Annotated in this window: 22 protein-coding genes and 1 pseudogene; 14 read left to right on the top strand and 9 right to left on the bottom strand. The window is 67.5% G+C overall.

What is annotated here, in order from left to right:
- Positions 1 to 35 precede the first annotated feature (35 nt).
- Positions 36 to 2,360, bottom strand: a complete 2,325-nt coding sequence (locus tag AB4120_RS22410) for an NADP-dependent malic enzyme (protein WP_441642846.1) — start codon at positions 2,358 to 2,360, stop codon at positions 36 to 38.
- A 232-nt stretch (positions 2,361 to 2,592) separates the two neighbouring features.
- Here AB4120_RS22410 and thiL point away from each other — a divergent pair, with 232 nt between their 5' ends.
- The 3 genes from thiL to AB4120_RS22395 all read left to right on the top strand — a co-directional run bounded on the left by thiL (position 2,593) and on the right by AB4120_RS22395 (position 4,775).
- Positions 2,593 to 3,570, top strand: coding sequence for a thiamine-phosphate kinase (gene thiL, locus AB4120_RS22405; RefSeq protein WP_441642852.1), 978 nt, complete (start codon positions 2,593 to 2,595; stop codon positions 3,568 to 3,570).
- 99 nt (positions 3,571 to 3,669) lie between these two features.
- On the top strand, positions 3,670 to 4,242 hold the full coding sequence (locus AB4120_RS22400) for a phosphatidylglycerophosphatase A family protein (protein ID WP_144201390.1): 573 nt from the start codon (positions 3,670 to 3,672) through the stop codon (positions 4,240 to 4,242).
- Between the two features lie 35 nt (positions 4,243 to 4,277).
- Complete coding sequence (locus tag AB4120_RS22395) at positions 4,278 to 4,775, top strand: CinA family protein (protein ID WP_144201388.1); 498 nt, start codon at positions 4,278 to 4,280, stop codon at positions 4,773 to 4,775.
- 27 nt (positions 4,776 to 4,802) lie between these two features.
- Here AB4120_RS22395 and pyrF read toward each other — a convergent pair whose 3' ends face one another.
- A complete protein-coding gene (gene pyrF, locus AB4120_RS22390; protein ID WP_144201386.1) occupies positions 4,803 to 5,621 on the bottom strand; it encodes an orotidine-5'-phosphate decarboxylase in 819 nt (272 codons plus the stop codon).
- Between the two features lie 219 nt (positions 5,622 to 5,840).
- Between pyrF and AB4120_RS22385 the strand changes: the two genes are divergently transcribed.
- Entirely contained in the window at positions 5,841 to 6,725 is an 885-nt protein-coding gene (locus AB4120_RS22385; protein WP_144201384.1) for a DMT family transporter, read from the top strand.
- 535 nt (positions 6,726 to 7,260) lie between these two features.
- Positions 7,261 to 8,223 (top strand): magnesium/cobalt transporter CorA, encoded by a 963-nt coding sequence (gene corA / locus AB4120_RS22380; RefSeq protein ID WP_092298717.1) that lies wholly within the window; start codon positions 7,261 to 7,263, stop codon positions 8,221 to 8,223.
- 30 nt (positions 8,224 to 8,253) lie between these two features.
- On the opposite strand, the gene mtgA is transcribed toward corA, so the two are convergent.
- The 7 genes and pseudogenes from mtgA to mpl all read right to left on the bottom strand — a co-directional run bounded on the left by mtgA (position 8,254) and on the right by mpl (position 15,879).
- A complete protein-coding gene (gene mtgA, locus AB4120_RS22375; RefSeq protein ID WP_144201470.1) occupies positions 8,254 to 8,955 on the bottom strand; it encodes a monofunctional biosynthetic peptidoglycan transglycosylase in 702 nt (233 codons plus the stop codon).
- 71 nt (positions 8,956 to 9,026) lie between these two features.
- The gene (gene aroE, locus AB4120_RS22370) at positions 9,027 to 9,926 is read right to left on the bottom strand and encodes a shikimate dehydrogenase (protein ID WP_441642845.1); all 900 of its coding nucleotides are present in this window, start codon (positions 9,924 to 9,926) and stop codon (positions 9,027 to 9,029) included.
- Complete coding sequence (locus tag AB4120_RS22365) at positions 9,926 to 10,855, bottom strand: energy transducer TonB family protein (RefSeq protein WP_149137405.1); 930 nt, start codon at positions 10,853 to 10,855, stop codon at positions 9,926 to 9,928. The genes aroE and AB4120_RS22365 overlap by 1 nt, the downstream gene beginning before the upstream one ends.
- Before the next feature lie 126 nt (positions 10,856 to 10,981).
- Positions 10,982 to 13,120, bottom strand: coding sequence for a ribonuclease catalytic domain-containing protein (locus AB4120_RS22360; RefSeq protein WP_149137404.1), 2,139 nt, complete (start codon positions 13,118 to 13,120; stop codon positions 10,982 to 10,984).
- A 168-nt stretch (positions 13,121 to 13,288) separates the two neighbouring features.
- Positions 13,289 to 13,861 (bottom strand): annotated as a pseudogene (locus AB4120_RS22355) (chorismate--pyruvate lyase family protein); the annotation flags it as partial.
- A complete protein-coding gene (locus tag AB4120_RS22350; protein ID WP_149137402.1) occupies positions 13,858 to 14,481 on the bottom strand; it encodes a YqiA/YcfP family alpha/beta fold hydrolase in 624 nt (207 codons plus the stop codon). The pseudogene AB4120_RS22355 and the gene AB4120_RS22350, both read right to left, overlap by 4 nt.
- Positions 14,482 to 14,505: 24 nt before the next feature.
- Positions 14,506 to 15,879, bottom strand: a complete 1,374-nt coding sequence (gene mpl, locus AB4120_RS22345; protein ID WP_441642844.1) for a UDP-N-acetylmuramate:L-alanyl-gamma-D-glutamyl-meso-diaminopimelate ligase — start codon at positions 15,877 to 15,879, stop codon at positions 14,506 to 14,508.
- Between the two features lie 132 nt (positions 15,880 to 16,011).
- On the opposite strand from mpl, the gene AB4120_RS22340 reads away from it, so the two are divergent.
- The 9 genes from AB4120_RS22340 to AB4120_RS22300 all read left to right on the top strand — a co-directional run bounded on the left by AB4120_RS22340 (position 16,012) and on the right by AB4120_RS22300 (position 24,434).
- The gene (locus AB4120_RS22340) at positions 16,012 to 16,704 is read left to right on the top strand and encodes a UDP-N-acetylmuramate--alanine ligase (protein ID WP_441642843.1); all 693 of its coding nucleotides are present in this window, start codon (positions 16,012 to 16,014) and stop codon (positions 16,702 to 16,704) included.
- 35 nt (positions 16,705 to 16,739) lie between these two features.
- Complete coding sequence (locus AB4120_RS22335) at positions 16,740 to 17,294, top strand: TlpA family protein disulfide reductase (RefSeq protein ID WP_144201367.1); 555 nt, start codon at positions 16,740 to 16,742, stop codon at positions 17,292 to 17,294.
- Between the two features lie 212 nt (positions 17,295 to 17,506).
- Entirely contained in the window at positions 17,507 to 17,992 is a 486-nt protein-coding gene (gene aroQ, locus AB4120_RS22330) for a type II 3-dehydroquinate dehydratase (RefSeq protein WP_149137400.1), read from the top strand.
- A gap of 141 nt (positions 17,993 to 18,133) precedes the next feature.
- Entirely contained in the window at positions 18,134 to 18,592 is a 459-nt protein-coding gene (gene accB / locus AB4120_RS22325; protein ID WP_149137399.1) for an acetyl-CoA carboxylase biotin carboxyl carrier protein, read from the top strand.
- Between the two features lie 195 nt (positions 18,593 to 18,787).
- Entirely contained in the window at positions 18,788 to 20,155 is a 1,368-nt protein-coding gene (gene accC, locus AB4120_RS22320) for an acetyl-CoA carboxylase biotin carboxylase subunit (protein WP_149137398.1), read from the top strand.
- Between the two features lie 39 nt (positions 20,156 to 20,194).
- Positions 20,195 to 21,118, top strand: coding sequence for a 50S ribosomal protein L11 methyltransferase (gene prmA, locus AB4120_RS22315; RefSeq protein ID WP_149137397.1), 924 nt, complete (start codon positions 20,195 to 20,197; stop codon positions 21,116 to 21,118).
- Between the two features lie 10 nt (positions 21,119 to 21,128).
- Entirely contained in the window at positions 21,129 to 22,796 is a 1,668-nt protein-coding gene (locus AB4120_RS22310; RefSeq protein WP_441642842.1) for a DUF3426 domain-containing protein, read from the top strand.
- A gap of 78 nt (positions 22,797 to 22,874) precedes the next feature.
- The gene (gene tpx, locus AB4120_RS22305; protein ID WP_144201355.1) at positions 22,875 to 23,375 is read left to right on the top strand and encodes a thiol peroxidase; all 501 of its coding nucleotides are present in this window, start codon (positions 22,875 to 22,877) and stop codon (positions 23,373 to 23,375) included.
- A 111-nt stretch (positions 23,376 to 23,486) separates the two neighbouring features.
- The gene (locus AB4120_RS22300; protein ID WP_149137395.1) at positions 23,487 to 24,434 is read left to right on the top strand and encodes a carbohydrate kinase family protein; all 948 of its coding nucleotides are present in this window, start codon (positions 23,487 to 23,489) and stop codon (positions 24,432 to 24,434) included.
- The last annotated feature ends 55 nt before the right edge of the window (positions 24,435 to 24,489 follow it).

The following is a 24,489-nucleotide window of genomic DNA, read 5'->3' as shown; positions in this document are numbered from 1 at the left end:
CGGCTTTCCGCATACCATGTGGCAAATACCCGACTTCAGCGCTTGGCCGCCGCATCCACCACGACCAGCGAGGTCATGTTGACGATACGTCGCACCGTGGCCGACGGCGTCAGGATGTGCACCGGCGCCTTCACGCCCAGCAGGATCGGGCCGATGGCCACATTGTTGCCCGCCGCCACCTTGAGCAGGTTGTACGAGATGTTGGCCGCGTCGATGTTCGGGCACACCAGCAGGTTGGCCTCGCCCACCAGTGCGCCATCCGGCACCAGCGAATCACGCAGCTTCTGGTCGAGCGCGCTGTCGCCGTGCATTTCGCCATCCACCTCGAGCTCCGGCGCGCGTTCGCGCAGGATGGCGAGCGTCTCGCGCATCTTGCGGGCCGAAGGCGCCTCGGACGTACCGAAGTTCGAATGCGACAGCAGGCCCACCTTCGGCTCGATGCCGAAGCGCTTGAGCTCTTCAGCCGCCATCATCGTGATCTCGGCCAGCTCGTCGGCGGTCGGGTCGATGTTGACGTGGGTGTCCACCAGGAAGATCTGGCGGCCCGGCAGGACCAGCCCGTTCATGGCCGCGTAGACCTTGTTCGTGCCACCCAGCACCTGGTCGATGTAGCGCAGGTGCGCGGCCGTGGTGCTGACCGTGCCGCAGATCATGCCATCGGCCTCGCCCTTCTTGACCAGCATGGCGCCGATCAGCGTCGTACGGCGGCGCATCTCCAGCTTGGCGTACTGCTGGGTGATGCCCTCGCGCGCCATCATCTTGTAATAGCTTTCCGAATAATCCCGGAAACGCTCGTCGTGCTCGGGGTTGACCACGGTGAAGTCCACGCCCATGCGCAGGCGCAGGCCGAAGCGCTCGATGCGGTGCGTCAGCACRGCCGGRCGGCCRATCAGGATCGGGTTGGCCAGCTTTTCGTCGACGATGACCTGCACCGCGCGCAGCACGCGCTCTTCCTCGCCCTCGGCGAAGACGATGCGCTTCTTCTCCATCTCGACCTTGCGCGCCGCCGCGTAGATCGGCTTCATCAGCGTGCCCGAGTGGTAGACGAACTGCTGGAGCTGGAGGCGGTAGGCGTCCATGTCCTCGATCGGGCGCGCGGCCACGCCGGACYTGGCGGCGGCCTCGGCCACGGCCGGGGCGATCTTGACGATCAGGCGCGGRTCGAACGGCTTCGGGATCAGGTATTCCGGACCGAAGGACAGRTCCTGGATGCCGTAGGCCGTYGCCACGATGTCGCTCTGCTCCTGGCGYGCCAGTTCGGCCACGGCGTGSGCGGCGGCCACTTCCATTTCRCGCGTGATCGTCGTGGCGCCGCAATCGAGCGCGCCACGGAAGATGAACGGGAAGCAGAGGACGTTGTTGACCTGGTTCGGATAGTCGGTACGGCCCGTGGCGATCACGGCGTCCGGACGCACTTCCTTGACCAGTTCCGGCATGATTTCCGGGTTCGGRTTGGCGAGTGCCAGCACCAGCGGCTTGTCGGCCATGCGCTGGACCATGTCCTGCTTCAGCACGCCGGCGGCGGACAGGCCCAGGAAGATGTCGGCGCCATCGATGACCTCSGCCAGCTTGCGCTTGTCGGTCTTCTGCGAGAAACGCGCCTTCTCCGGGTCCATCAGCTCGGTACGGCCTTCATAGACCACGCCRACCAGATCGGTCACCCAGATGTTCTCGATGGGCAGGCCCAGGTCCACCAGCAGGTCCAGGCAGGCCAGCGCGGCCGCGCCGGCGCCCGAGGCGACCAGCTTGACCTCGGAGATGTCCTTGCCCACCACCTTCAGGCCATTGATGACCGCCGCGCCCACCACGATGGCGGTGCCGTGCTGGTCATCGTGGAAGACGGGAATCTTCATCCGCTCGCGCAGCGTGCGCTCCACGTAGAAGCATTCGGGCGCCTTGATGTCCTCGAGGTTGATGCCGCCGAAGGTCGGCTCGAGCGAGGCGATGATATCGACCAGCTTCTGGGGGTCTTTTTCGTCGATTTCGATGTCAAACACATCGATCCCGGCGAACTTCTTGAACAGGCCGGCCTTGCCTTCCATGACCGGCTTCGAGGCTGCGGCGCCGATGTCGCCCAGGCCCAGCACAGCCGTGCCGTTGGTAATCACGGCAACGAGGTTGCCACGCGCGGTGTAGCGGAAGGAATTGGCCGGATCGGCAACGATCTCCTCGCAAGCGGCGGCAACGCCCGGCGAATAGGCCAGGGCTAGGTCGCGCTGGTTCGAGAGCGGCTTGGTCGGGGTGACGGAAATCTTGCCCGGGGTCGGAAACTCGTGATACTCGAGCGCGGCCTTGCGCAGCGCCTCACGCTGCTGTTGTTTCAGATCGTCTTGGGACGGGGACTGCTGAGGACTGGTCATCTGCGCATCTTCCGATCGGTGGAGCCGCACTGAAATTCGCGGAAAACCGAGCGGGCCGGCTCCACGTACCCGCTGTCTCTGCTTTTTGAACTGCGCATTTTATATTGTGAAATATTATTTCACAATAAGCGTTTTGCGCGGGGCAGCTTTGCGTTTCGGTACAATATGCCGCATGCCGAAGGGCTTGACCACCGGTAATCTCCACGGCTTCTTCGCCAAACGCCCATCCCCCATGCCGGACCCCGCCAGCGCCCCGCTTTCCGAATTTGACCTGATCCGCCAGTTCTTCACCCGGCCAGTGCACAAGGCCGCGTTGGGCGTGGGCGACGATTGCGCGCTGATCGAGGGCCGTCCGGGCCATCAGCTGGCTATCAGCACCGACATGCTGGTCAGCGGTCGCCATTTTTTCCCCGATGTGCCTCCGCGCTCACTCGGCCATAAGGCATTGGCGGTCAATCTCTCCGATCTCGCCGCGATGGGCGCCGAACCGCGCGCCTTCACGCTCGCACTGGCCTTGCCCGAGGCGGACCCTGCCTGGCTGGCCGAACTGGCCGCCGGCATGCTGGCGCTGGCCGATGCCCACGGCTGCGAACTGATCGGCGGCGATACAACCAAGGGGCCGCTCACGCTGTCGATTACCGTGTTCGGCGATGTGCCCGGCCGTCAGGCGCTGCGCCGCGACGCCGCGCGCCCCGGCGACGATATCTGGATCTCCGGCACCCTCGGCGACGCCCGCCTCGCACTGGGCGACTGCCGCGGCGAATGGCTGCTGCCCGAGCCGGATTTCACAATCATCCGGCCGCGCATGGACACCCCCACTCCGCGCGTGGCGCTGGGCATGGCGCTGCGTGGCATCGCCCATGCCGCGCTCGATATTTCGGACGGGCTGATCGGCGACCTCGGCCATATCCTCACACGCTCGGCGGTGGGCGCGATCATCGACGTGGACGCGTTGCCGCGCTCCGAAGTGCTCGGCGCCCAGCCGCTGGCGCGCCAGCGCGAATGCGTGCTGGCCGGCGGCGATGACTACGAGCTGTGCTTCACGGCGCCTGTCGGTGCACGCGAAGCCATCGCCGGCATCTCCCGGCAACTCGGCCTGCCGCTTACGCGTGTCGGTAACATCACTCCGGAGCCAGGCCTGCGCCTGGTGGACCGCGACGGCACCCCCTACACCTTCGGCGGCGCCGCGTTCGACCACTTCGCTTCCTGACACTTCGCGCGTGACCCATGTCATGATGCCGCCATGCGCACGGCGGGAGCCACCGCCGCGCGCCACATTACAAAAGCAAGACAGACGAGCCAACTCCTGATGTCCGCCTATCCTCCCGGGGCCGCGCCGCGCGACCCTGTTCCCCCCGTCACGCTGGAAGCGGGACAAACCGCGCGCGTCACGCGCCCCACCGCCCGCTTCATGCTCGGCCATCCCGCGCGCGCCATCGCGCTCGGCTTCGGCTCGGGGCTGTCGCCGGTCAGCCCGGGCACGGTCGGCACGCTGTACGGCTGGCTGTCGTTCGTTGTGATTTCGATGTGGATCGAGCCGTCCACGTGGCTCTGGATCATCGCCGGCGGTTTCCTCGTCGGCATCTGGGCGTGCATGCGCACCGCGCGCGACATGGGCGTGTATGACCATGGCAGCATGGTCTGGGACGAAATCGTGGCGTTCTGGCTGGTGCTGCTGTTCGTCACCCCCACCGGCTTCTGGGGCCAGTTCGCGGCGTTCCTGTGGTTCCGCCTGTTCGACATCGCCAAACCGGCGCCCATCGCCTACTACGACCGCACGCTCAAGGGCCCCGGCCTGCTCGGCGCGTTTGGCGTGATGTTCGACGACATCTTCGCGGCCTTCTACACCCTGCTCGTGTTCGCGCTCTGGCGCTCGCTCTGAGCGGGCATCGCATCGTCTAATAAGGATTCGCCGATATGTCCGTCAGTCGCCTGCTTGACCAGCTCGCCATCCAGGCCGGTTCCGTCCTTGCGGAACATTCGCTGATGCTTGCCACGGCGGAATCGTGCACCGGCGGCCTCGTCGCGGCCGCGATCACCGATGTGGCCGGGTCGTCCGGCTGGTTCGAGCGCGGCTTCGTCACGTATTCCAACGAAGCCAAGTCCACGATGCTGGGGGTGCCGGCGAAGCTGATCCGCGATCATGGCGCGGTCAGCGAGGAAGTGGCCCACGCCATGGCCGAGGGCGCGCTGCTGAATAGCCGCGCGCAGGTGTCGCTGGCGATTACCGGCGTGGCCGGCCCGGGCGGCGGCACTGCCGACAAGCCAGTCGGCATGGTCTGCTTTGGCTGGAGCAACCGCGTCACCACGCTGACCGGGACGCAGCGGTTCAAGGGCGATCGCGCCCAGATCCGCCGCCAGGCCGCCGAGCACGCCATGCGCGGCCTGCTCGAACTGATCCGGAACGAGCAGTAAGCTGCCCGTTTCGGCCGCTCTCACGGTTTATCCGTGACGATAACGGTTGATGGTCTCGCGCGTCTGCAACGCCACATTTCGGGCGGCCTTGGCGAAGTCCTTGTCACGGCTCGCGTACAGGATGGCGCGCGAAGAATTGATCATCATGCCGGTGCCGTCGGCGGTACGGCCGGCCTTCACGGTCGCCTCGATGTCCCCGCCCTGCGCGCCGATGCCCGGAATCAGCAGCGGCATATCGCCCACGATCTGGCGCACCTTGGCGATCTCATTGGGGAACGTCGCCCCCACCACCAGCCCCATCTGCCCGTTGGTGTTCCAGCGTTCGCGCGCGGCTTCGGCCACGACCTGGTAGAGCGGCTTGCCATCGACCTGCAGGAACTGCACGTCCGAACCGCCCGGGTTCGAGGTCCGGCACAGCACGATCACCCCACGGCCCGGATAGGCAAGGTAGGGCGACATCGAATCGAACCCCATGTACGGGCTGACCGTGACCGCATCGGCGCGGTAGCGCTCGAACGCCTCCAGGGCGTAGTGCTCGGCCGTGGAGCCGATGTCGCCACGCTTGGCGTCCAGGATCACCGGAATCCCCGGGTGGGCATCGTGGATGTACTCGATCAGTTGCTCGAGCTGGTCCTCGGCGCGCTGCGAATGGAAATAGGCGATCTGCGGCTTGAAGGCGCAGACCAGGTCGGCCGTGGCGTCGACGATCTCGCGGCAGAACGAGAAGATCGCGCCGCCCGTGCTGGTCAGGGACAGCGGCAGCTTGGCCGGGTCCGGATCGAGTCCGACGCACAGCAGGGAATCGTTACGCTGCCATGCGGCGGACAGCTGCTCGGTGAAAGTCATGGGATGCTCGATATGGGTAAGGCCCCGGGGGCCGGACGTTATCCAAGGATAACGCGGCGGCGCGCCCGCTGGTTGTCGCAGGGCGCCGCCAGCGCGGTCCGGCGCACGATATATGGCGTTGGCGCAATTTTACCCGTTGCGTGCTATCGTTTTCGGGTTTTGCGCTTCCGCTTAATAAGAGCGACCCCCACCACGTCGCCAAATCCCGTCTCGCCTCCCATGTCCCTTGATCGCCGCGGTCTCGTCCTGCTCATCATCCTCACACTCGCCTGGGGCATCAACTGGCCCATCATGAAAGTGGGCGTGGCCCATTTCCCGGCCATGGGCTTCCGGCTGCTCTGCATGGCCGGCGGGCTGGTGGCGCTGGGGCTGGCGCTTAAGCTGCGCGGGGAGTCCCTCCACGTGCCGCGCGCCAGCTGGCCGATGGTGATCAAGCTGGCCATCCCGAACATGGTGATCTGGCACCTGTTCGCGATCTGCGCGGTCAAGATGCTGTCCTCGGGCCGCGCGGCCATCCTCGGCTACACCATGCCGATCTGGGCCGTGGTCTGGGGGCTGGTGCTGTTCCGGGACCGCATCGCCCTGTCCGCCTGGGTCGGCATTGCCTGCGCGCTGGCCGGCACGGTGCTGCTGCTCTCGGGCGAGATCGCCGCGCTCACCGGCAGCCCGGCCGGCACCCTGCTGATGCTGGTGGCGGCAGCCGGCTGGGGGCTGGGCACCCAGTTGATGAAGCGGACCCAGGTGGATATTCCCATCGGCGCACTCACCTTCTGGATGCTGGCCATCACCCTGCCCTTCCTTGGCCTCGGCACGCTGCTGCTCGAGTCGGGCTGGCGCATGCCCACCGCCGTGGAATGGGGCGCCATCGCCTACAACGCGGTGGTGGTCTTTGCCTACTGCCACCTGGTCTGGTTCGCGCTGGCGCGCAGCCTGCCGCCGGTGGTGTCCAGCCTGTCGATCATGTTCATCCCCGTGGTGGGCGTCTTCTCGGGCATGTGGCTGCTCGGCGAGACGCCGCACTGGCAGGACTACGCGGCCATCTTGCTGATGTTCGCGGCGCTGTCTTCGGTGATGCTGGCCCCGCTGCTGCGCCGCCGCCTCTGAGCCGGCCCATAAGCCAGGCTGTAAGCCAAACGTAGGCCGGCGTTCGCCGCGCGCAACGGGCGCCGCGCGGGATGAGATTTCGCTTAACAAGCCCCCCCGCGTTGGATTACACTCGCGGCCATCAGAATCCCGGAGAAAGTACGTGGGCAGTAGCATCGGGTGTTCGAGTTGCCGCGGTCGTGCCGCGACATCGTCGGATGCCATGTCACTGCGGGCTGCGTAACGACGATCCGCGGGGCCCTGCCCTTGCTTATCGCCGTCCTTGCCCGCAGACACCTGCGGGTGAGTGTCTTTCCGTTTCCCCCCGCGGCCGTCGCCCTGACTGCCGTGTCGCGCTTCGGAGCTTCCCTCTCCCGGCCAGCCAGCCAAACCCAGGCAAACGCCATCGCCTTGCCCGCGCGCCGCTTTGTTGCGGCCGCCCGCAGCGCGATCACGCTTGCCCGTGGCCGCGCCATGGTCACCCGGCTGGCTTGCCTTGCCTGCGCCTGTCTTCGATGCATCGACAACCGCGCCATCAGTAACAAGGAACCCAGGGATGATCAACCTGTTCGTCCTGCAGAAAGGCCGGCTTGCCCAGGAGCAGGTCGACGAGCGCAATGAGCTGCTGCAGCACAAGCCCATCTGGATCGACGTCGTCAGCCCCGACGACGAGGAACTGGCATGGATCAAGGAAGCCTATAACGTCGTCCTGCCCGAACTCGAGGACCTCGGTGACCTGGAGGCGTCCGCCCGGTATTTCGAGGGCGAGGACGAGAACATCCACATCCGCACCGATTTCCTGCTGGCCGAGGACGAGGCGTCGCGCAACGTGCGCGTGGCCTTTGTGCTCACGCGCGACGTGCTGTTTTCCATCCACGACGAGGATCTGCCGGTGTTCCGGCTGGTGCGCCTGCGCGCGCGCATGCGGCCGGGTTCGGTGCGCAACGCCAAGGACGTGCTGATGGACCTGTACGCCACCGACGCCGAGTACTCCGCCGACTCGATCGAGGAAATCTACGAGCGGCTGGAGGAAGCCAGCCGGCGGGTGCTGGCCGAGAACGTGACCGATGCCGCCGCCGCCGACGTGCTGGAAACCATCGCCCGCGAGGAAGACTTGAACGGCCGCATCCGCCGCAACGTCATGGATACGCGCCGCGCGGTGTCGTTCCTGATGCGCAGCCAGCTGCTGTCCGCCGAGCAGCAGGACGAAGCCCGCCAGATCCTGCGCGACATCGATTCCATCGAGAACCACACCGCGTTCCTGTTCGACAAGATCAACTTCCTGATGGACGCGACGGTCGGTTTCATCAACATCAACCAGAACAAGATCATCAAGCTGTTCTCGGTGGTGTCGGTGGCGCTGATGCCACCGACGCTGATCGCGAGCATCTACGGCATGAACTTCAAGCTGATGCCGGAGCTGGACTGGGCTGCCGGCTACCCGTGGGCCATCGCGCTGATGGCCGTGTCGGCGGCGATTCCGCTGATCTACTTCCGCCGCAAGGGCTGGCTGAGCTGAGGGCGGCACCAGCGCCCATTGCCGGACAGCCTAGTCCGGCAGCGTGGCCGCGCCCATGCGGCGGGCGATGATCGACGCCTTGACGCGGAAATTGACGTGCACGTTGGCGCAGTATGTCTTCTTGTCGAAGCATTTCGGCGCCGGCAGCGCCGCCGCGAGCCGGGCGGCCTGCCCCACGCCGAGCTTGGCCGCCGAGGTGTGGAAGTAGTGCTGCGCGGCGGCTTCGGCCCCGAAGACGCCCTCGCCCCACTCCACCGAATTCAGATAAATCTCAAAGATCCGCTGCTTGTCGAGCCAGAACTCGAGCATCCACGTGATGGCCAGCTCCTGGCCCTTGCGCAGGTAGTGCTGCTCGGGCGCCAGGAACAGGTTCTTGGCCAGCTGCTGCGTGATGGTCGACCCGCCGCGCACGATGCGCCCGCGCTGCTTGTTGCGCTCCCAGGCGGTCAGCATCGCGTCGAGGTCGTAGCCGGGATGATTGACGAAATCCGCGTCCTCGCTGGCGATGACCGCACGCTTCAGGTGCCGCGAGATGTCGTCGTAGCGCACCCACTCGCGCTCGACCCCGCAACTCCAGAAATTCACGCCGCAGAGACGCCAGCGCTCGGCGCGCAGGAAGGTCGTGGACGACGGGTTCACGACCTGCCACGCGGCAATCTGGAGGAAGAAGTACAGCTGCATCGCCAGCACGCCCGCCACCAGGCAGCCGGCCAGATAGCCGAGCCAGCGCAGCGGATTGGCCGCGCTGCCGGCGCGCGCCGGCGATCGGGAGGAGGTCCGCTGGCGCGCCAAGCCGGGTGGCCTCAGCGGGCGGCTTCGGCCTGGAGCCCGGCTCGCAATTCAGCGAAAACAGGGACGGTGTTGGGCCGCACGCCGCGCCAGTTGTAGAACGCCTCGGCGGCCTGCTCCACGAGCATGCCCAGGCCGTCGCTGGTGCGCGCGCCGCACTGGGCGGCGTAGGCCAGGAACACAGTCGGCCGGGCGCCGTACATCATGTCGTAGGCCAGCACGCCCTCGCCCAGCAGGTATTCGGGCACGGGCGGCACTTCGCCCTGGAGGCTGCTCGACGAAGCGTTGATCACCACGTCGCAGCGCTCCTCCTCGCTCAGGGCGGACAGCGCGTCGAGCCCGCCGCCCCACAGTTCCACGTTGTACTGGTCGGCGGCCTCGACGAATTCCTCGAGCATGTCGCTCGCCCGGGAAGCGGTGCGATTGGCCACCACGATCCGCGCCGGACGACACTCGATCAGCGGCAGCATCGCCCCCATGGCCGCGCCACCGGCGCCGAGCAGCAAGATGCGCTTGTCTTCCAGCAGCACGTCCAGGTTGTCCTGGATGTCACGGACCAGACCCACGCCGTCGGTGTTGTCGCCATGGATCAGGCCGTCCTCGATCCACATCGTGTTGACCGCGCCCGCGGCCTCGGCGCGCGGGGTCAGGCGGTCCGCCAGGTCGTACGCTTCCAGCTTGAACGGGGTGGTCACGTTGAAGCCGTGGCCACCTTCGGCCAGGAAACGGCGCACCGTGTCGGCGAAGGCGCCGAGCGGCGCTTCGAGGCGGTCGTACTGCACGGCCTCGCCGGTCTGGCGTGCGAAGGCGGCGTGGATGGCCGGCGAGCGGCTGTGCGAAACAGGGTTGCCCACCACCACGTAGCGGTCTGGCTGCACGGGCGGGTTAGGCTGGGAAGTCGGGTCTGTGGTCATCAACGGGGTTGCAGGCGGACGTCGAGCCCGCTCCGCGTGAACTTGAACGTGGAAATGACTTCCAGGATGTCCTGGCGCTGTTGCATTTCCGGGGTAAAGGCGCCGAACGGCGCGGCGGCGCGCACGATGGCCACGGCCTGGCGGTCCAGCGCGGGGTCGCCCGAACTCTTGGCCACGTCGATGGCCTCGACGTTGTAGCCGTCGCGGTTATAGCCGAGCTTGCCGAGCCGGTTGACGTTGATCACCAGGATCAGCTGGCCGTACAGCGGCTTGCCGTTGCGCTGGGGGAAATCGCTCGTGCCGCGCGTCTCGATCTTGCGGCGCAGGCGGTCGTAATACTGGGCGTAGTCCACGCCCTGGGCGCTGGTCGCGGTCAGCTGCATGCGCTTGGGGCGCTTGGCGTACTGCTCCAGGTTGCGGCCGATCTCGGCCTCCAGTCGCGCCATCTCGGTCACGGAGGTGCGGTCGTCCTGGCCGCGCGTGGGGGCCGGCTGCTGCTGTTCGCCCGGCTTCACGGGCTGGCTGCGCACGCTCGGCGCGGCCTCGCGCGATTGCGTCATCAGCCGGCGCTGCTCTTCTTCCAGTTGCTCGATGCGGCGCTGCGTCAGCCGCATCAAATCGCCATCCTTGGACTCGGTCTGCGCCGGCAGCGGCGTGGTGGCGCGCTGGGCGTCGTGGTCGCCGCCGCCGTCCAGGTTCGCCTGGGCCAGCACCGTCGGGTCGCGCGGCCGCTCGGCGGACTTGGAATTGACCAGCACCACGTCAAGCTGCGGGTCGGCCCGCTTGATCTCGAAGACCTCGGGCGCGGCAATCCGCACCATCAGGAGCAGCGCGTGAATGACCACCGACACGGCCAGCGCCTTGGCCAGCGTGCCGCTGGAATGCCACCACTGCAGGGGATGGCGGGGAGCAACAAGAACGGCGTTCACGATGGCAGCGGGCGGGAGCGTCCGGAAAGGGCAGACAGTGAAGACGAAGGGCGGCCACCCCACCGCAGGCGGGGTTGGCCGGATCAGACTTCGATTGTAAGGGAGCGGATTGCTTTTCCGAAGGGGTCAGGCCGCCGGGCCGGCCCCGGTGTCGCGTGGCGCCGACGCCTCGTCGTCCGCAGCGGGCGCTTCGCCCTCCCCGGCCGGGGCTTCCTGGCCATCCGGGTCAGCCCCCGGCGCACCCTCGGCAGCCGCTTGCGCCGCATCCTCCGCCGCCGCCTCGGCAGCGGCCTCGGCCGACACCTCCGCCGCTTCCTCGTCGGTCTCCAGTTCCTCCTCGGGAACCTCGCCCTCGCCGGCAAAGACCTCAAGCACGCGGCACGACACTTCCAGCGAAATCTCGTCCGTCGAGGCCACTTCCAGCAGCACCTGGGTACCCCGGGCCGCCTGCGCCAGTTCCGGCACGCGCGTCACCAGCGGAATCTCGGTAAAGCGCACCGCGCCTTCCTTGAGCACGGTCGCCATCAGCTTCTCGCGGCCTTCCTGGGCCAGCCAGCGCAGGCACCAGTAGCGTTCCATGGTGGACTGGTGCTCGGCATACGCCGCATAGGTGCCTTCGAAGTCCGCCACGGCGGCCAGCAGGTCGGCATCCTTGGGCTTGAACGGCGCCACCAGCTTGGCCGTGACGCCATGCTGCGCCACCGCCAGGATCTGCCACTGGTTCACCAGATCGACGTAGCGGCGCAGCGGCGAGGTGCTCCACGCGTACTGCGCCACGCCCAGCCCCTCGTGCGGCGCCGGGTAGGTCTGCATCCGCGTGCGGTGCATGCCCCACGCCTTCTGGGTGCGATAGATGCCCGGCACGCCGTGGTCGGCCAGCAGCTTGCCCCACGTGCTGTTGGCCAGAATCATCAGCTCGGCCACGATCTTGTCCAGCGGGGAGCCCCGGCGGCGCTGCTCGATGCGCACGCGCTCGGCGCCGCCTTCGAGTTGATCGATATAGAAGTTGTAGTCGGCCCGGTTGTGCGACTCCGGCCGCAACCCGCTGGCGAGGCGCGCGCGCTGGCGCTCGTCGTGCAGATGGTTGGCCAGGTGGAACAGGTGCGTCAGCGCGGCGCGGAACGGGTAGTCGCCGGTGCCGTTGGCCAGCGCGGCCTCGGTCACCACGTCCTCGAGCAGGTTGTGGCGCAGGTTGGCGGCAATCGGCACGCGCTCGGCGCGGGTCTCGCTGGCGGTGATGGCGATGCCGTCCGGCGTGTTAGGGTCCACCGTCACATACAGCGACAGCGCCGGGCAGGTGCGCCCTTCCTGGAGCGTGTAGCGCTCCACGATGGGGTCCGGCAGCATGGTGATCTTGTCGCCCGGGAAGTACACCGTGGACAGGCGCTGGCGCGCGATGGCGTCGAGCGCATCGCCACGCTTGATGCCCAGCGCCGGCGCGGCGATGTGGATGCCCACGCGCAGCTTGCCGCCGTCGAGTTCGGTGACGGACAGCGCATCGTCGATCTCGGTGGTCGTCACATCGTCGATCGAGAACGCCTGCACGTCGGCCAGCGGCAGGTCGCCGCCCGGCTCGGGCACGTCCACGTCCGGGAAGCCGGTGCCCTTCGGGAAGCATTCGGAGAGGAACTTGGCCTCGTGCAGCGCGCGCGGGCTGGACACGCCGCCCACGGCCACCATCAGCCGCATCGGCGTCATGCCGAGCGCCGTGCAGGCGGCGTCCATCGCCTTGAATTCGAGGCTGTTCTTGTCCGGCTTGAACAGCAGTTGCAGCACCTTGCCCCGGAACGCGTCCGGCAGCGTCAGCGCCTTGAGCTGATCTTCATAGCCGGCCTGCACCAGCGCCTGCTGCTTCTTGCGTTCGACGGCGGCCAGCGCGGCCTGCAGCTGGTCTTCCGGCGCGCGCAGGTAGCGGCCACGGCCCTTGCGGCGGAAATAGACCGGGTTGCCATGCAGCGCCATGGCCAGCGCGGCCTGCTGCACCGGGCCGGCATCTGCGCCGTAGTATTCGGCGGCCAACTCGGCAAAGCCGAATTCCTCGGCCGGCGCGCATTCCCAGAGGAAGTCGAGGTCGATGTCGGCGGTCAGGTCGCCGGTCTGCCGCACCATTTCGATTGCCGACGGCTGGGCAAACTGCAGCAGCACGTCGCGCGCCTTCACCTTGGTGCGCTTGCCTGCGGGCAATTCCACCTGGTAGGCCTCGCCCTGCTGGGCGAGCACGGTGCCGGCGCGAATTTCGCCGCCTTCTTCAAACAGCAACTGCATGGATCGGTACTTTCAGAAATGCCGGGCGCCGTCGCAGCGTGAGCGTGGGAGCGGGTTTCCGGGCAGAGTCGACGGACCGCCCGTGATGGATGGGCGCCGTGGGCCGCCATAAGGCAATGGTTCCGGCAGATGTGGCCGGTCGGACTCGGGATGATACCGCACCGCCGCCGGCGCGGGCCGTTGCAGCAGGTCCGGCAGGAAGACCTCGGTCACCAGCATGGCACCGCCGCCGCGCCGGAACACCGAGCGCCGCGCGGGCAGCATCGGCACATCCTGCATGGCCGGCACCACGCGGGCCAGGGCCTGCCGCAGCGGATGGTCCGGACGCAGCCGCGCGAACTGGAACGGCTCGCGCCGCACGCGCGGATCGACGAACAGCGCCCCGCCCAGCGGGCGCTCCCCCAGCCCGCGCAGGAACGGCCAGTCGCGCGGGGCATGATGCGGATCGACGATGGTATGAGCGAAGATAGCTGGCACATCGTCGCAGATGAGCAGCACTTCGCGCGTGATAGCCGGCACCGGGCGGATCAGGCCGATGGTCTGCCATTCATCGGCAAACGGCCGTTGGAGCGACTGGGCCAGCCGCTTCACTCGGAACTGCGCGGAAGCGGCCATCAGCCGGGCGGTGAGCGAGCCCTCGCCAATCACCCAGCGACGCAGGCTGAAGGGGATGTCGGCGTCGAACGGCAAATGCGCCCGCCACGCGCCGGTGCGCGGCGTCCGGTACAGCGCATCGCTCATGCCGGGTCCGGCCGGGAGGCAGAGGCAGGCAGCTTGCCGCCGGGGCCATAGCCGCAGAAGGCGAGCACGTCGTCCACGTAGTCTTCGAACTCGCTGATGCCGTGGTCGCTGCCTTCGATGATGCGGATATTGGCGCCCGGGCAGGCCTCGACCATCTCGCGGTAGTCGAGCACCTCGTCGCCCGTGGCAGCCAGCAGGTAGTAGCGCGCCGGTTTAGTGATCTGTTCGACACGCAGGTCGAGCAATTCCTGAAGGTGGCTACGCTCCACCACCACCGACCCGCCGCCGTGATAAAGCGGCTGCTCGCCCAGGTACTTCTCCAGATCGGTCCACGGATGGATCGCCGGATTGAGCAGCACCGCGCGGCAGCCATGGCGCTCGGCCAGCCAGCGCGCGTAGAAACCGCCCAGCGACGAACCGATGATGGCGATGTCCGTCTCGCCCCCGGCGCGGGCGCCCCGGATGGCGGCCTCGGCCTGGGCAATGGCCTGGGCCGGCGAGACATTGAGCGTGGGGCAGGCAAAGTACTTCTCCACGCCCCAGGCGCGCATCCGCTCCTGCACAAGCCGCGACTTGAACGATTGCGGCGAGGAGCGGAAACCGTGCAGATACAGCAGCATCGTCGGACCCTTGTCGATTCTTGATCAGGCGGCGAGCGCGTCGAGCAGCTTCTGATGCACGCCGCCGAATCCGCCATTGCTCATCACGAGCACATGGTCGCCGGGGCGGGCGGCGGCCGTGACAGCCGTGACCAGCTCGCCCAGGTCCTGATAAGCGGCGCCCTTGTCACCAAGTGGCGCCAACGCCTCACCGAGGTTCCAGCCCAGCGCGTCCTTGCCCGACGGCGCGCCGTAGCCGAACACGAGATCGGCGCCTTCCAGGCTGGCCGGCAATTGCGCGGCCATGACGCCGAGCTTCATCGTATTGGAGCGCGGCTCGAGCACCGCCAGGATGCGGGCGTTGCCCACCCGGCGGCGCAGGCCTTCGAGCGTGGTCTGGATGGCCGTGGGATGGTGGGCGAAGTCGTCATAGACCGTGATGCCGTTGGCCACGCCGCGCACTTCCATGCGGCGCTTGACGTTGGCGAAGCGGCCCAGCGACTCGATCGCCTGCGCCGGCGGCACACCCACGTGGCGGGCGGCGGCGATGGCGGCAATCGCGTTCACGCGGTTGTGGGTGCCTTGCAAGTCCCATACGACCGTGCCCTGCACCGCATCGCCGAACCAGACATCGAAGGCATCCTTGCCCGCCGGGGCCGGTGCCTGCGCGTCGCTCTCTTTCCAGTCGCCCACGCCAAACTGCTCCACCTCGCTCCAGCAGCCGCGCTCCAGCACACGTGCCAGCGCCGGCTCCACGCCGTTCACGAGAATGCGGCCCTGACCCGGCACGGTGCGCACCAGATGATGGAATTGCGTCTCGATGGCGGCAAGATCCGGGAAGATGTCGGCGTGATCGAACTCAAGGTTGTTCAGGATGGCCGTGCGGGGGCGGTAGTGGACGAACTTGCTGCGCTTGTCGAAGAAGGCGGTGTCGTATTCGTCTGCTTCGATGACGAAGTAGTCAGATGGCGTCAGTCGCGCGGAGATACCGAAATTCTGCGGCACGCCGCCGACCAGGAAGCCCGGGTTGTAGCCGGCGTCCTCGAGAATCCAGGACAACATCGACGTGGTGGTCGTCTTGCCGTGCGTACCGGCCACGGCCAGCACCCACTTGCCGTTGAGCACGTGCTCGCCCAGCCATTGCGGGCCGGAGACGTACGGCAGGTTGCGATCGAGAATGGCCTCCATCAACGGATTGCCGCGCGAGACCACGTTGCCGATCACGAACAGGTCCGGCTCCAGCGAGAGCTGCGACGGGTCGAAGCCTTCGATCAGGTCGATGCCCTGGGCTTCCAGTTGGGTGCTCATGGGCGGGTAGACGTTGGCGTCGCAGCCGGTCACGCGGTGACCCGCCTGCCGGGCGAGGACCGCAAGGCCGCCCATGAAAGTACCGCAGATGCCGAGGATGTGAATATGCATGGGATGCGTCGGGGGGGAGATGGCTTGCGCCCGGGCGCCGGGCGGGATAGCGGTCGATTGTACCCGAGCCCTCTGCCCTCACTGCGCACCTCGCCCGGCACCACGACCAAGCAAGCGGCGTATCATCGCGGCATGTCCAGACGCAACATCCCCGACCCGACCCGCGTACGCGAGGAAATCGCCCAGGCCGCGGCCCGCATGATCGCCGAGGACGGCGCCGACTACGCCACCGCCAAGCGCAAGGCCGCCAGGCAGTTGCTCGGCGACGTGCGCGTTGCCGGAGAATGGCTGCCTGATAACGACATGATCGAGGAGGAAGTCCGCGCGTACCAGGCACTATTCCACGCAGACAGCCAGCCACGCATCCTCGCGCTGCTGCGCCGGCTGGCCGTGCTGGCAATGGAGGATCTGGCCAGTTTCCGGCCCTATCTGGTCGGTGCGGTGCTCAACGGCACGGCCACCGAGCATTCCGATGTCTATCTGCAATGCTTCTGTGACAGTCCCAAGGATGTCGCCTTGCATCTGCTGAACGCCGGCGTGGACTTCGACACCAGCGAAAGCCGGCACTTCGCCGGCCGGGGTGACGTGGAGACGCTGAGCTTCCTGTGGCGCGGCCAATGGCCGGCGGCGCGCGAATGCCGCACGCTGGCTGGCGAGGTCCGCGCGGAACTCGGCGCGCCGGTCGGCATTCATATTGCGCTGTACGACGCCATTGACGAGCGCGGGGCCGTGCGGGCGGATGCCAGCGGGCGCGTCGCGCGTGCCGACCTGGCCGCCGTGCGCGCCCTGAGCACCGCCGAGCCCGCCGAACCGCCCGCGCCCTGATCCTCCAATCCCTCTATATATAGATACCGCCCGAGATGACCGCTTCCGCACCCGGCTCCACCCCCATCCGCCGCTCCCGCCTCGGCCTGTGGCTCGTCGTTGCCATCGTGGCTGCCGCTGGCGGCGCCATCGTCGGTCATTTCGCGCTATCTCCCAAGCCGGTGGCCGACCAGGCCGTCGAGACCTTCTTCCAGACCAGGCTGCCGGATCCCGCCGGGGCCGAGCTGGACCTGTCCAAACTGCGCGGCAAGACCCTGGTGGTGAACTTCTGGGCGCCGTGGTGCGGCCCGTGCGTGGAAGAAATGCCCGAACTGACAGCCTTGCATGGCGAATATGCCCAGCGCAACGTGGAATTCGTGGGCATCGGCATCGATTCGGCCAGCAACATCCAGCAGTTCCTCAAGAAGGTGCCCGTGGCCTATCCGCTGGCCGTGGCCGGCTTCGCAGGCACCGAGTTGTCGCGCAGTTTCGGCAACGCGCAGGGTGGCCTGCCCTATACGGTGGTCATCAATCCCGACGGATCGGTGAAATATCGCAAGATGGGCCGCGTGCACGCCGAGGAACTGCGCAAGGTGCTACCCGGCGCGTGAAATCGGGCTTCTGGGCCGAAACACGGCCCAACTGCCCGGGATCTCCGGCCAATGGGGTGATTTCCACCCCGATCTGACCGCCGGACCACCAAAATCCGTGAGAACACTCTGAAAAGCGTCCGCAACGCCACGTGGCCTTGTATCGCACGCTAGACAAATCCCTCTAAGCTACGGTAATCTCCGCGCAATTTCGTTGATCTGGTCGAGCTACCGTGTCTTCAACTCCCGCCGAAAACGGCGCCGCGCGCTACCGGAAGGTGCTGGTCCTGCATGGACCGAACCTCAATCTGCTGGGCACGCGCGAGCCGCAGACGTACGGGCACACGACGCTCGCCGACATCAACGATGCGCTGGCAAAACGCGCCGCCACGGCTGGCCTGGATCTTGATACGTTCCAGTCCAACCATGAAGGGGCGCTGGTGGATCGTATCCAGGCGGCACGCGGCGAGGGGGTGGACTTCATCCTCATCAACCCGGCGGCCTATACGCACACCAGCGTGGCGCTGCGCGATGCCCTGGCCGCCGTGGCGATCCCGTTCGTGGAAATACATCTGTCGAACGTGCATCGCCGCGAACCGTTCCGTCATCACTCGTATTTCTCGGATCAGGCCGTGGGCGTGATCTGCGGCCTGGGCTGGCAGGGTTACCTGCTGGCGCTGGAATACGTGCTGGGACAGACGGCGGCCCCGGGCAGTTGAAGGCTGCCCGCGCGCCGGCACAGCATCAGGAATGCCCGGACCCTGCCACGCGGCCAGCGCGGCAGACCAATCAATGACTCACCGCCGCCGTCTCCTTCCCGCGGGAGGAGACCGGACAACCCGATTCTGGAGGATAAGAAGATGGACCTGCGCAAGCTGAAGACGCTGATCGACCTGGTGGCCGAATCCGGCATCTCGGAACTGGAAGTCACCGAAGGTGACGGCAAGGTACGCATCGTCAAGGCGCCGCCCCAGGTGATCGCCGCCCCGATGGCCATGCCCCAGATGCAGGCCCTGCCGGGCGCTGCCCCCGTCGCCCCGATGGCGCCGGCCGCTGCCGCGCCGGAAGCCGCCCAGGTGCCGTCGGGCCACGTGGTGACCTCGCCGATGGTCGGCACGTTCTACCGGGCGCCGTCGCCGGGCGCCGCTCCGTTCGTGAACGTGGGCGACACCGTCAAGGAAGGCCAGACCGTCTGCATCATCGAGGCGATGAAGCTGCTCAACGAAATCGAGTGCGACAAGGCCGGCGTAATCAAGGAAATCCTGGTCGAGAACGGCCAGGCCGTGGAATACGGCCAACCGCTGTTCGTGATCGGCTGATGCCAGCCTGCCCGCCGCGCCCCCGTCGCCCGCGCCCCAGCGGCCCCGGCACGGGGACCGGGTCGGGCCTGCATCGCCCCTGCTCCCCCATGCTTGGCATGCTTCAGGCCGCCGCGTGGCGCCCTGCTTTGCAACACCGGCCCAGCGCCGGAGCCCGACTTGCCGGGCTGGCACCCGTTCTCGCAGAGAGAGACCATGTTTGAAAAAATTCTGATCGCGAACCGGGGCGAAATCGCCCTTCGCATCCAGCGCGCCTGCCGCGAGCTGGGTATCAAGACCGTGGTGGTGTACTCGGAAGCCGACAAGGAGGCCAAGTACGTCAAGCTGGCCGACGAGGCCGTCTGTATCGGCCCGGCGCCGTCCCCGCTGTCGTACCTGAACATGCCGGCCATCATCTCGGCCGCCGAAGTCACCGACGCCCAGGCCATCCACCCGGGCTACGGCTTCCTGTCCGAGAACGCCGACTTCGCCGAGCGCGTGGAGAAGTCGGGCTTCGTCTTCATCGGCCCGACCTCGGACAGCATCCGACTGATGGGCGACAAGGTGTCCGCCAAGCAGGCCATGATCAAGTCCGGCGTGCCGTGCGTGCCGGGCTCCGAAGGCGCCCTGCCCGACGACCCCAAGGAAATCCTGGCCACCGCGCGCCGTGTGGGCTATCCGGTCATCATCAAGGCCGCCGGCGGCGGCGGTGGCCGTGGCATGCGCGTGGTGCACACCGAGGCCGCGCTGATCAACGCCGTCAACATGACGCGCGAGGAAGCCGGCCGTGCCTTCGGCAACCCCGAGGTCTACATGGAGAAGTTCCTGGAGAATCCGCGCCACGTGGAAATCCAGATCCTGGCAGACCAGCATCGGCAAGCCATCTGGCTGGGCGAGCGCGACTGCTCGATGCAGCGCCGCCACCAAAAGGTGATCGAAGAGGCACCGGCCCCGCACATCCCGCGCCGCCTGATCGAGCGCATCGGCGACCGCTGCGCCGATGCCTGCAAGAAAATCGGCTACCGGGGCGCCGGCACGTTCGAGTTCCTGTACGAGAACAACGAGTTCTATTTCATCGAGATGAACACGCGCGTGCAGGTGGAGCACCCGGTCACCGAGATGATCACGGGCATCGACATCGTGCAGGAACAGATCCGCATCGCCTACGGCGAGAAGCTGCGCTTCCGCCAGAAGGACGTGCAGATCCAGGGCCACGCCATCGAATGCCGGATCAACGCCGAGGACCCGTTCAAGTTCACGCCGTCGCCGGGCCGCATCACCGCCTGGCACATGCCGGGTGGCCCCGGCGTGCGGGTAGACTCGCACGCGTATGATGGCTACTTCGTGCCGCCGAACTACGATTCGATGATCGGCAAGATCATCACGTACGGCGCCACGCGTGACCAGGCCATCGCCCGCATGCGCATCGCGCTGTCGGAGATGGTGGTGGACGGCATCCTGACCAATGTGCCGCTGCACCGCGAACTGATGCTCGATGCCAACTTCGTCGAAGGCGGCACCAGCATCCATTATCTTGAACACCGCCTGGCCCAGAAGGCCGTGGCCAAGGGCGAGAAGGCCTGAGGCCCCGCCTCGGCCGGCATCGTCGCAGCAAGGAATCACGTGGCTTTCCAGGAATGTGTGATCGAAATTGCGCAGGAGCAGGCCGAGGCCTGGTCCGACGCATTGTTCGACCTCGGCGCGCTGTCGGTTTCGGTGGAAGACGCCGATGCCGACACGCCCGATGAGCAGCCGCTGTTCGGCGAGCCCGGGCTCGAGCCGACGCGGCTGGCCTGGAACCGCTCGCGCGTGGTGGCCCTGTTCGACGACGAGACCGACCCGGCGCTCGTGGTGGCTGCGGCCGCCAACGCGCTGAACGTCGATCCGGTGCCGGACTACGTGCTGCGCGCGGTGGAAGACCAGGACTGGGTGCGCCTGACGCAATCGCAGTTCGCGCCGATCCGCATCGGCGAACGGATCTGGGTGGTGCCGTCCTGGCACGACGCCCCGGAGCCGGACGCCGTGGTGCTGGAGCTGGACCCCGGCCTGGCCTTCGGCACGGGCAGCCATCCGACCACGCGGCTGTGCATGCAGTGGCTCGAGCAGAACGTGCGGGCCGGCGAGACCGTGCTCGACTACGGCTGCGGCTCGGGCATCCTGGCCATCGTCGCCAAGAAGCTCGGTGCGGGCGATACGCTCGGCATCGACATCGATCCGAATGCCGTGGAGGCGTCGCGCTACAACGCCGAACGCAACCAGGTGGCGGCCACCTTCTCGCTGCCGGATTCCGTATCAGACGCCACCTACGATCTCGTGGTGGCCAATATCCTCTCCAATCCGCTCAAGCTGATGGCGGCCATGCTCAGTGCGCGCGTGCGCCCGGGCGGCCGGCTGATCCTCTCGGGCGTGCTGGAACGGCAGGCGGACGAAGTGGCCGCCGCCTACGCGCCCTGGCTGGCCATGTCGGTCTGGCGCAGCGAGGAAGGCTGGGTCTGCCTGCATGGCACCCGCGCCGAAGTCGCCAGCTCCCCCGCCAACCCTTCCTGATTCGGACACCATGGCTGCCGCCAAGCTTGTCACGCGTTGTCCGGCCTGCCGCACCGCGTTCCGGCTTGTGGCGGACCAGTTGCGTCTGCGCCAGGGCCTGGTCCGCTGCGGACAGTGCGATACCGTCTTCGACGCGCGCGAACACCTGATCGAAGTGCCGGTGCCGGCCACGGCGCCCACCTCGGCTGCCACGCCGACGCCTGCGTCGGTGCCCACGCCGGTGTCGCAGCCGGTACCATCCGCGGCCGGCCCGAGCGTGGCCGCCGCGCTGGCCCATGCCGAGCAGGCCCAGGCCAGCGCACGTGCCCATGCGCAACAAGCGCCGTTCGATCCGGGCTTCGATCCCGGCTATGACGTGCCGGCGCTGGATTCGCCGACGATGATGATGCCGGAGGCGGAGCAGGCGCCGGTACGGGAAGCGCCAGTGCCCGAGACGCCGCCGGCGCCGCAGCCGGAAGTGGAACTGGGACTGGCCCCGGAACCTGAGCGGGAAGCCGAGCCGGAACCGGAGGTTGCGCCGGAACCCAGACCCGAACCCGAACACGTGGCGGAAGTTGCGCCGGAGCCGGAGCCGGAGCCGGAGCCGGAGCCGGAGCCGGAACCCGAACCCGAACCCATGGAGGAAGCGGCAGCGCCCGCACCCTCGGCACCCTGGCCGACCCTCGATCATTCCGCCTTCGGCGATCCTGTGCCGGCGCCGTCGGCATCCGCCCCGGCCGTGCCGGCGCACTCGTCACTGGACCCCGCTGCGGCATTCGCTGCCGCTTCGGCCAGCCCGCCGCCGTCCGGCGCGTACAGCGCCAAGGCCGCGTGGCCCCCGGTAACGCCCTCAAGTCCACCCGCCAGCGCGCCCGCCAGTCCCACACTCGTGGCAGACGAGTCGCTGCCGCCGGCCAACCCCTTCCCGCATACCGAGCCGGTACGCAGCGCGAGCGAATACCTGCGCGCCGCCGACCCCACCGTGGCGCCGGCCGAGGAATTCGCGCGCGATAACGACGACGTTGCCGCATGGGCCAGTGCCGATGCGCTCGATACGTCGCGTGAAGGCACGCCGGATGCCATCGCACGCGAATCCACCACGCGCCACTGGATCCGCCGCGAAGTGCCGCCGGGCCCCGTCTTCGCCCCTGATTTCCTGCGCCACGCGCGCGACCGCGAACGTGCGCGCGCACCGCGCGCCAAGGTGGTCGTGCCGGTCAGCAGGCGCGTCTGGGTACGCATCGCCGTGGTGCTGCTGGCCATCGGCGCGCTGCTGCAGGGTGCCTATCTCGGCCGCAGCCAGCTGGCTGGCCGCGTGCCGGTGCTGCGCCCGCTGCTCGAGGCTGCCTGCGCGCCACTTGGCTGCGAGGTGCCGCCCTGGCGCGACCTCGAAGCACTGCGCATCGACAGCTCCCAGCTTCAGAAACAAGACGAAGCGACCGATGTTTACCAACTCGCCGTCACCATGCGTAACCAGGGCCGCGCCACCACCGCGCTGCCCGCGATCGAACTGGTGATGACCGACCTGCAAGACCAGCTGCTGCTGCGCCGCGTGCTGCAACCGGCCGAATACCTCGAGCCCGCGCAGCGCGCCTTCGCCACGCTGGGCCTGCGCGCGGGCAGCGAGCTGCCGGTTCGGGTACGATTCCGGACAGACCAGACAGCGGCCAACTACCGCGTGCTGATCTTCTACCCCTGATATCCAGCGCCCCGCCGCGCCGGCCCGGTCCGCACCGGGCGGCGCGGACGAACATCCCATCCCAGTACAGGAGTGACCATGAGCAATGTGACCCTCGGCGGCAACGCCATCGAAGTTGGCGGCAAGTTTCCCCAGGCAGGCGACAAGGCCCCCGACTTTTCCCTCGTGGGCAAGGACCTGAAGGATGTGAAGCTGGCCGACTTCGCCGGCAAGCGCAAGGTGCTGAACATCGTGCCGAGCCTGGATACGCCGGTGTGCCAGGCATCCGCGCGCAAGTTCAATGAAGCCGCCAGCACGCTGGACAACACCGTGGTGCTGACCATCTCGGCCGACCTGCCGTTCGCCATGGGCCGCTTCTGCACGGCCGAGGGCCTGGCCAACGTGGTGACGCTCTCGACCATGCGCGGCGCCGAGTTCAAGAACGCCTATGGCGTGGACATCAAGACCGGCCCGCTGGCCGGCGTGACCGCGCGTGCCGTGGTCGTGCTCGATGAAAACAACGCCGTGAAGTACAGCGAACTCGTGCCCGAGATCAAGCAGGAACCGAACTACGACGCCGCCCTGGCCGCGTTGAAGTAAGCTGCCGGAGGCATTCGGCATCACCGGTATCTGACAAGTACGAACGCCGCCCGTCTCTGCACGGGCGGCGTCTTTTTCAACCGTATCAACCGTATTCGATTGCGAGGAAGAATGGCCAGCCTGATCTGTGGCTCCGTTGCCTACGACACCATCATGACGTTCGACGGGCGCTTCCGCGAACACATCCTGCCGGACCAGATCCACATGCTGAACGTGTCGTTCCTGGTGCCGGGCATGCGGCGCGAGTTCGGCGGCTGCGCCGGCAACATCGCCTATACGCTCAAGATGCTCGGCGGCGAGCCGCTGGTCATGGGCACCGTGGGCGAGGACGCCGGCCCGTACCTGGATTACCTGCGCAACCTCGGCATCGTCACGGATCACATCCGCACGCTGCCGGAGACGTTCACCGCGCAGGCGATGATCACCACCGATCTCGACAACAACCAGATCACCGCCTTCCACCCGGGCGCGATGAGCCAGTCGCAGCTGAACAGCGTGCAGGACGCGCTGACGGGCGGCCGCCAGCCCGCCCTGGGTATCGTGGCGCCGGACAGCCGCGAGGGCATGCTGCACCACGCGCAGCAGTTCGCCGACGCCGGCATTCCGTTCATCTTTGATCTGGGTCAGGCCATGCCGCTGTTCAACGGCGAGGACCTGCGCCAGTTCATTGAACTCGCCAGCTACGTGACGGTCAATGACTACGAAGCGCAGGTCCTGCTGTCCCGCACGGCCTGGACCAGCGCCGAGGTTGCCGCCAAGGTCCGCGCGTTCATCGTGACGCACGGCGAGCGCGGCGCCAGCATCTTTGCCGATGGCCAGCAGTACGCCATTCCGGCCGTGCCCGCCGAACAGGTCGTCGACCCTACCGGCTGTGGCGACGCCTTCCGCGGCGGCCTGCTCTTCGGCATCGAAAACGGGTTGGACTGGGAAACCACCGGCCGCCTCGCCTCGCTCATGGGCTCGCTCAAGATCGCCCGCCAGGGGCCGCAGAACCACTGGCTCTCGCGCGAGGACATCGGCAACCGGTTCCAGTCCGCATTCGGGTACCGCTACGCGTAACCCGGACGCTGCCCGGCGCCGCGCCCACAAGGCGACGGCGTCCGGCCGGCCTCCG

This window comes from Cupriavidus sp. 2KB_3, assembly GCF_052115685.1.
GTDB classification, from domain to species: domain Bacteria; phylum Pseudomonadota; class Gammaproteobacteria; order Burkholderiales; family Burkholderiaceae; genus Cupriavidus; species Cupriavidus campinensis.
Note: the sequence above shows the minus strand (reverse complement) of the source record. Positions and strands in the feature narration are given on the sequence as shown.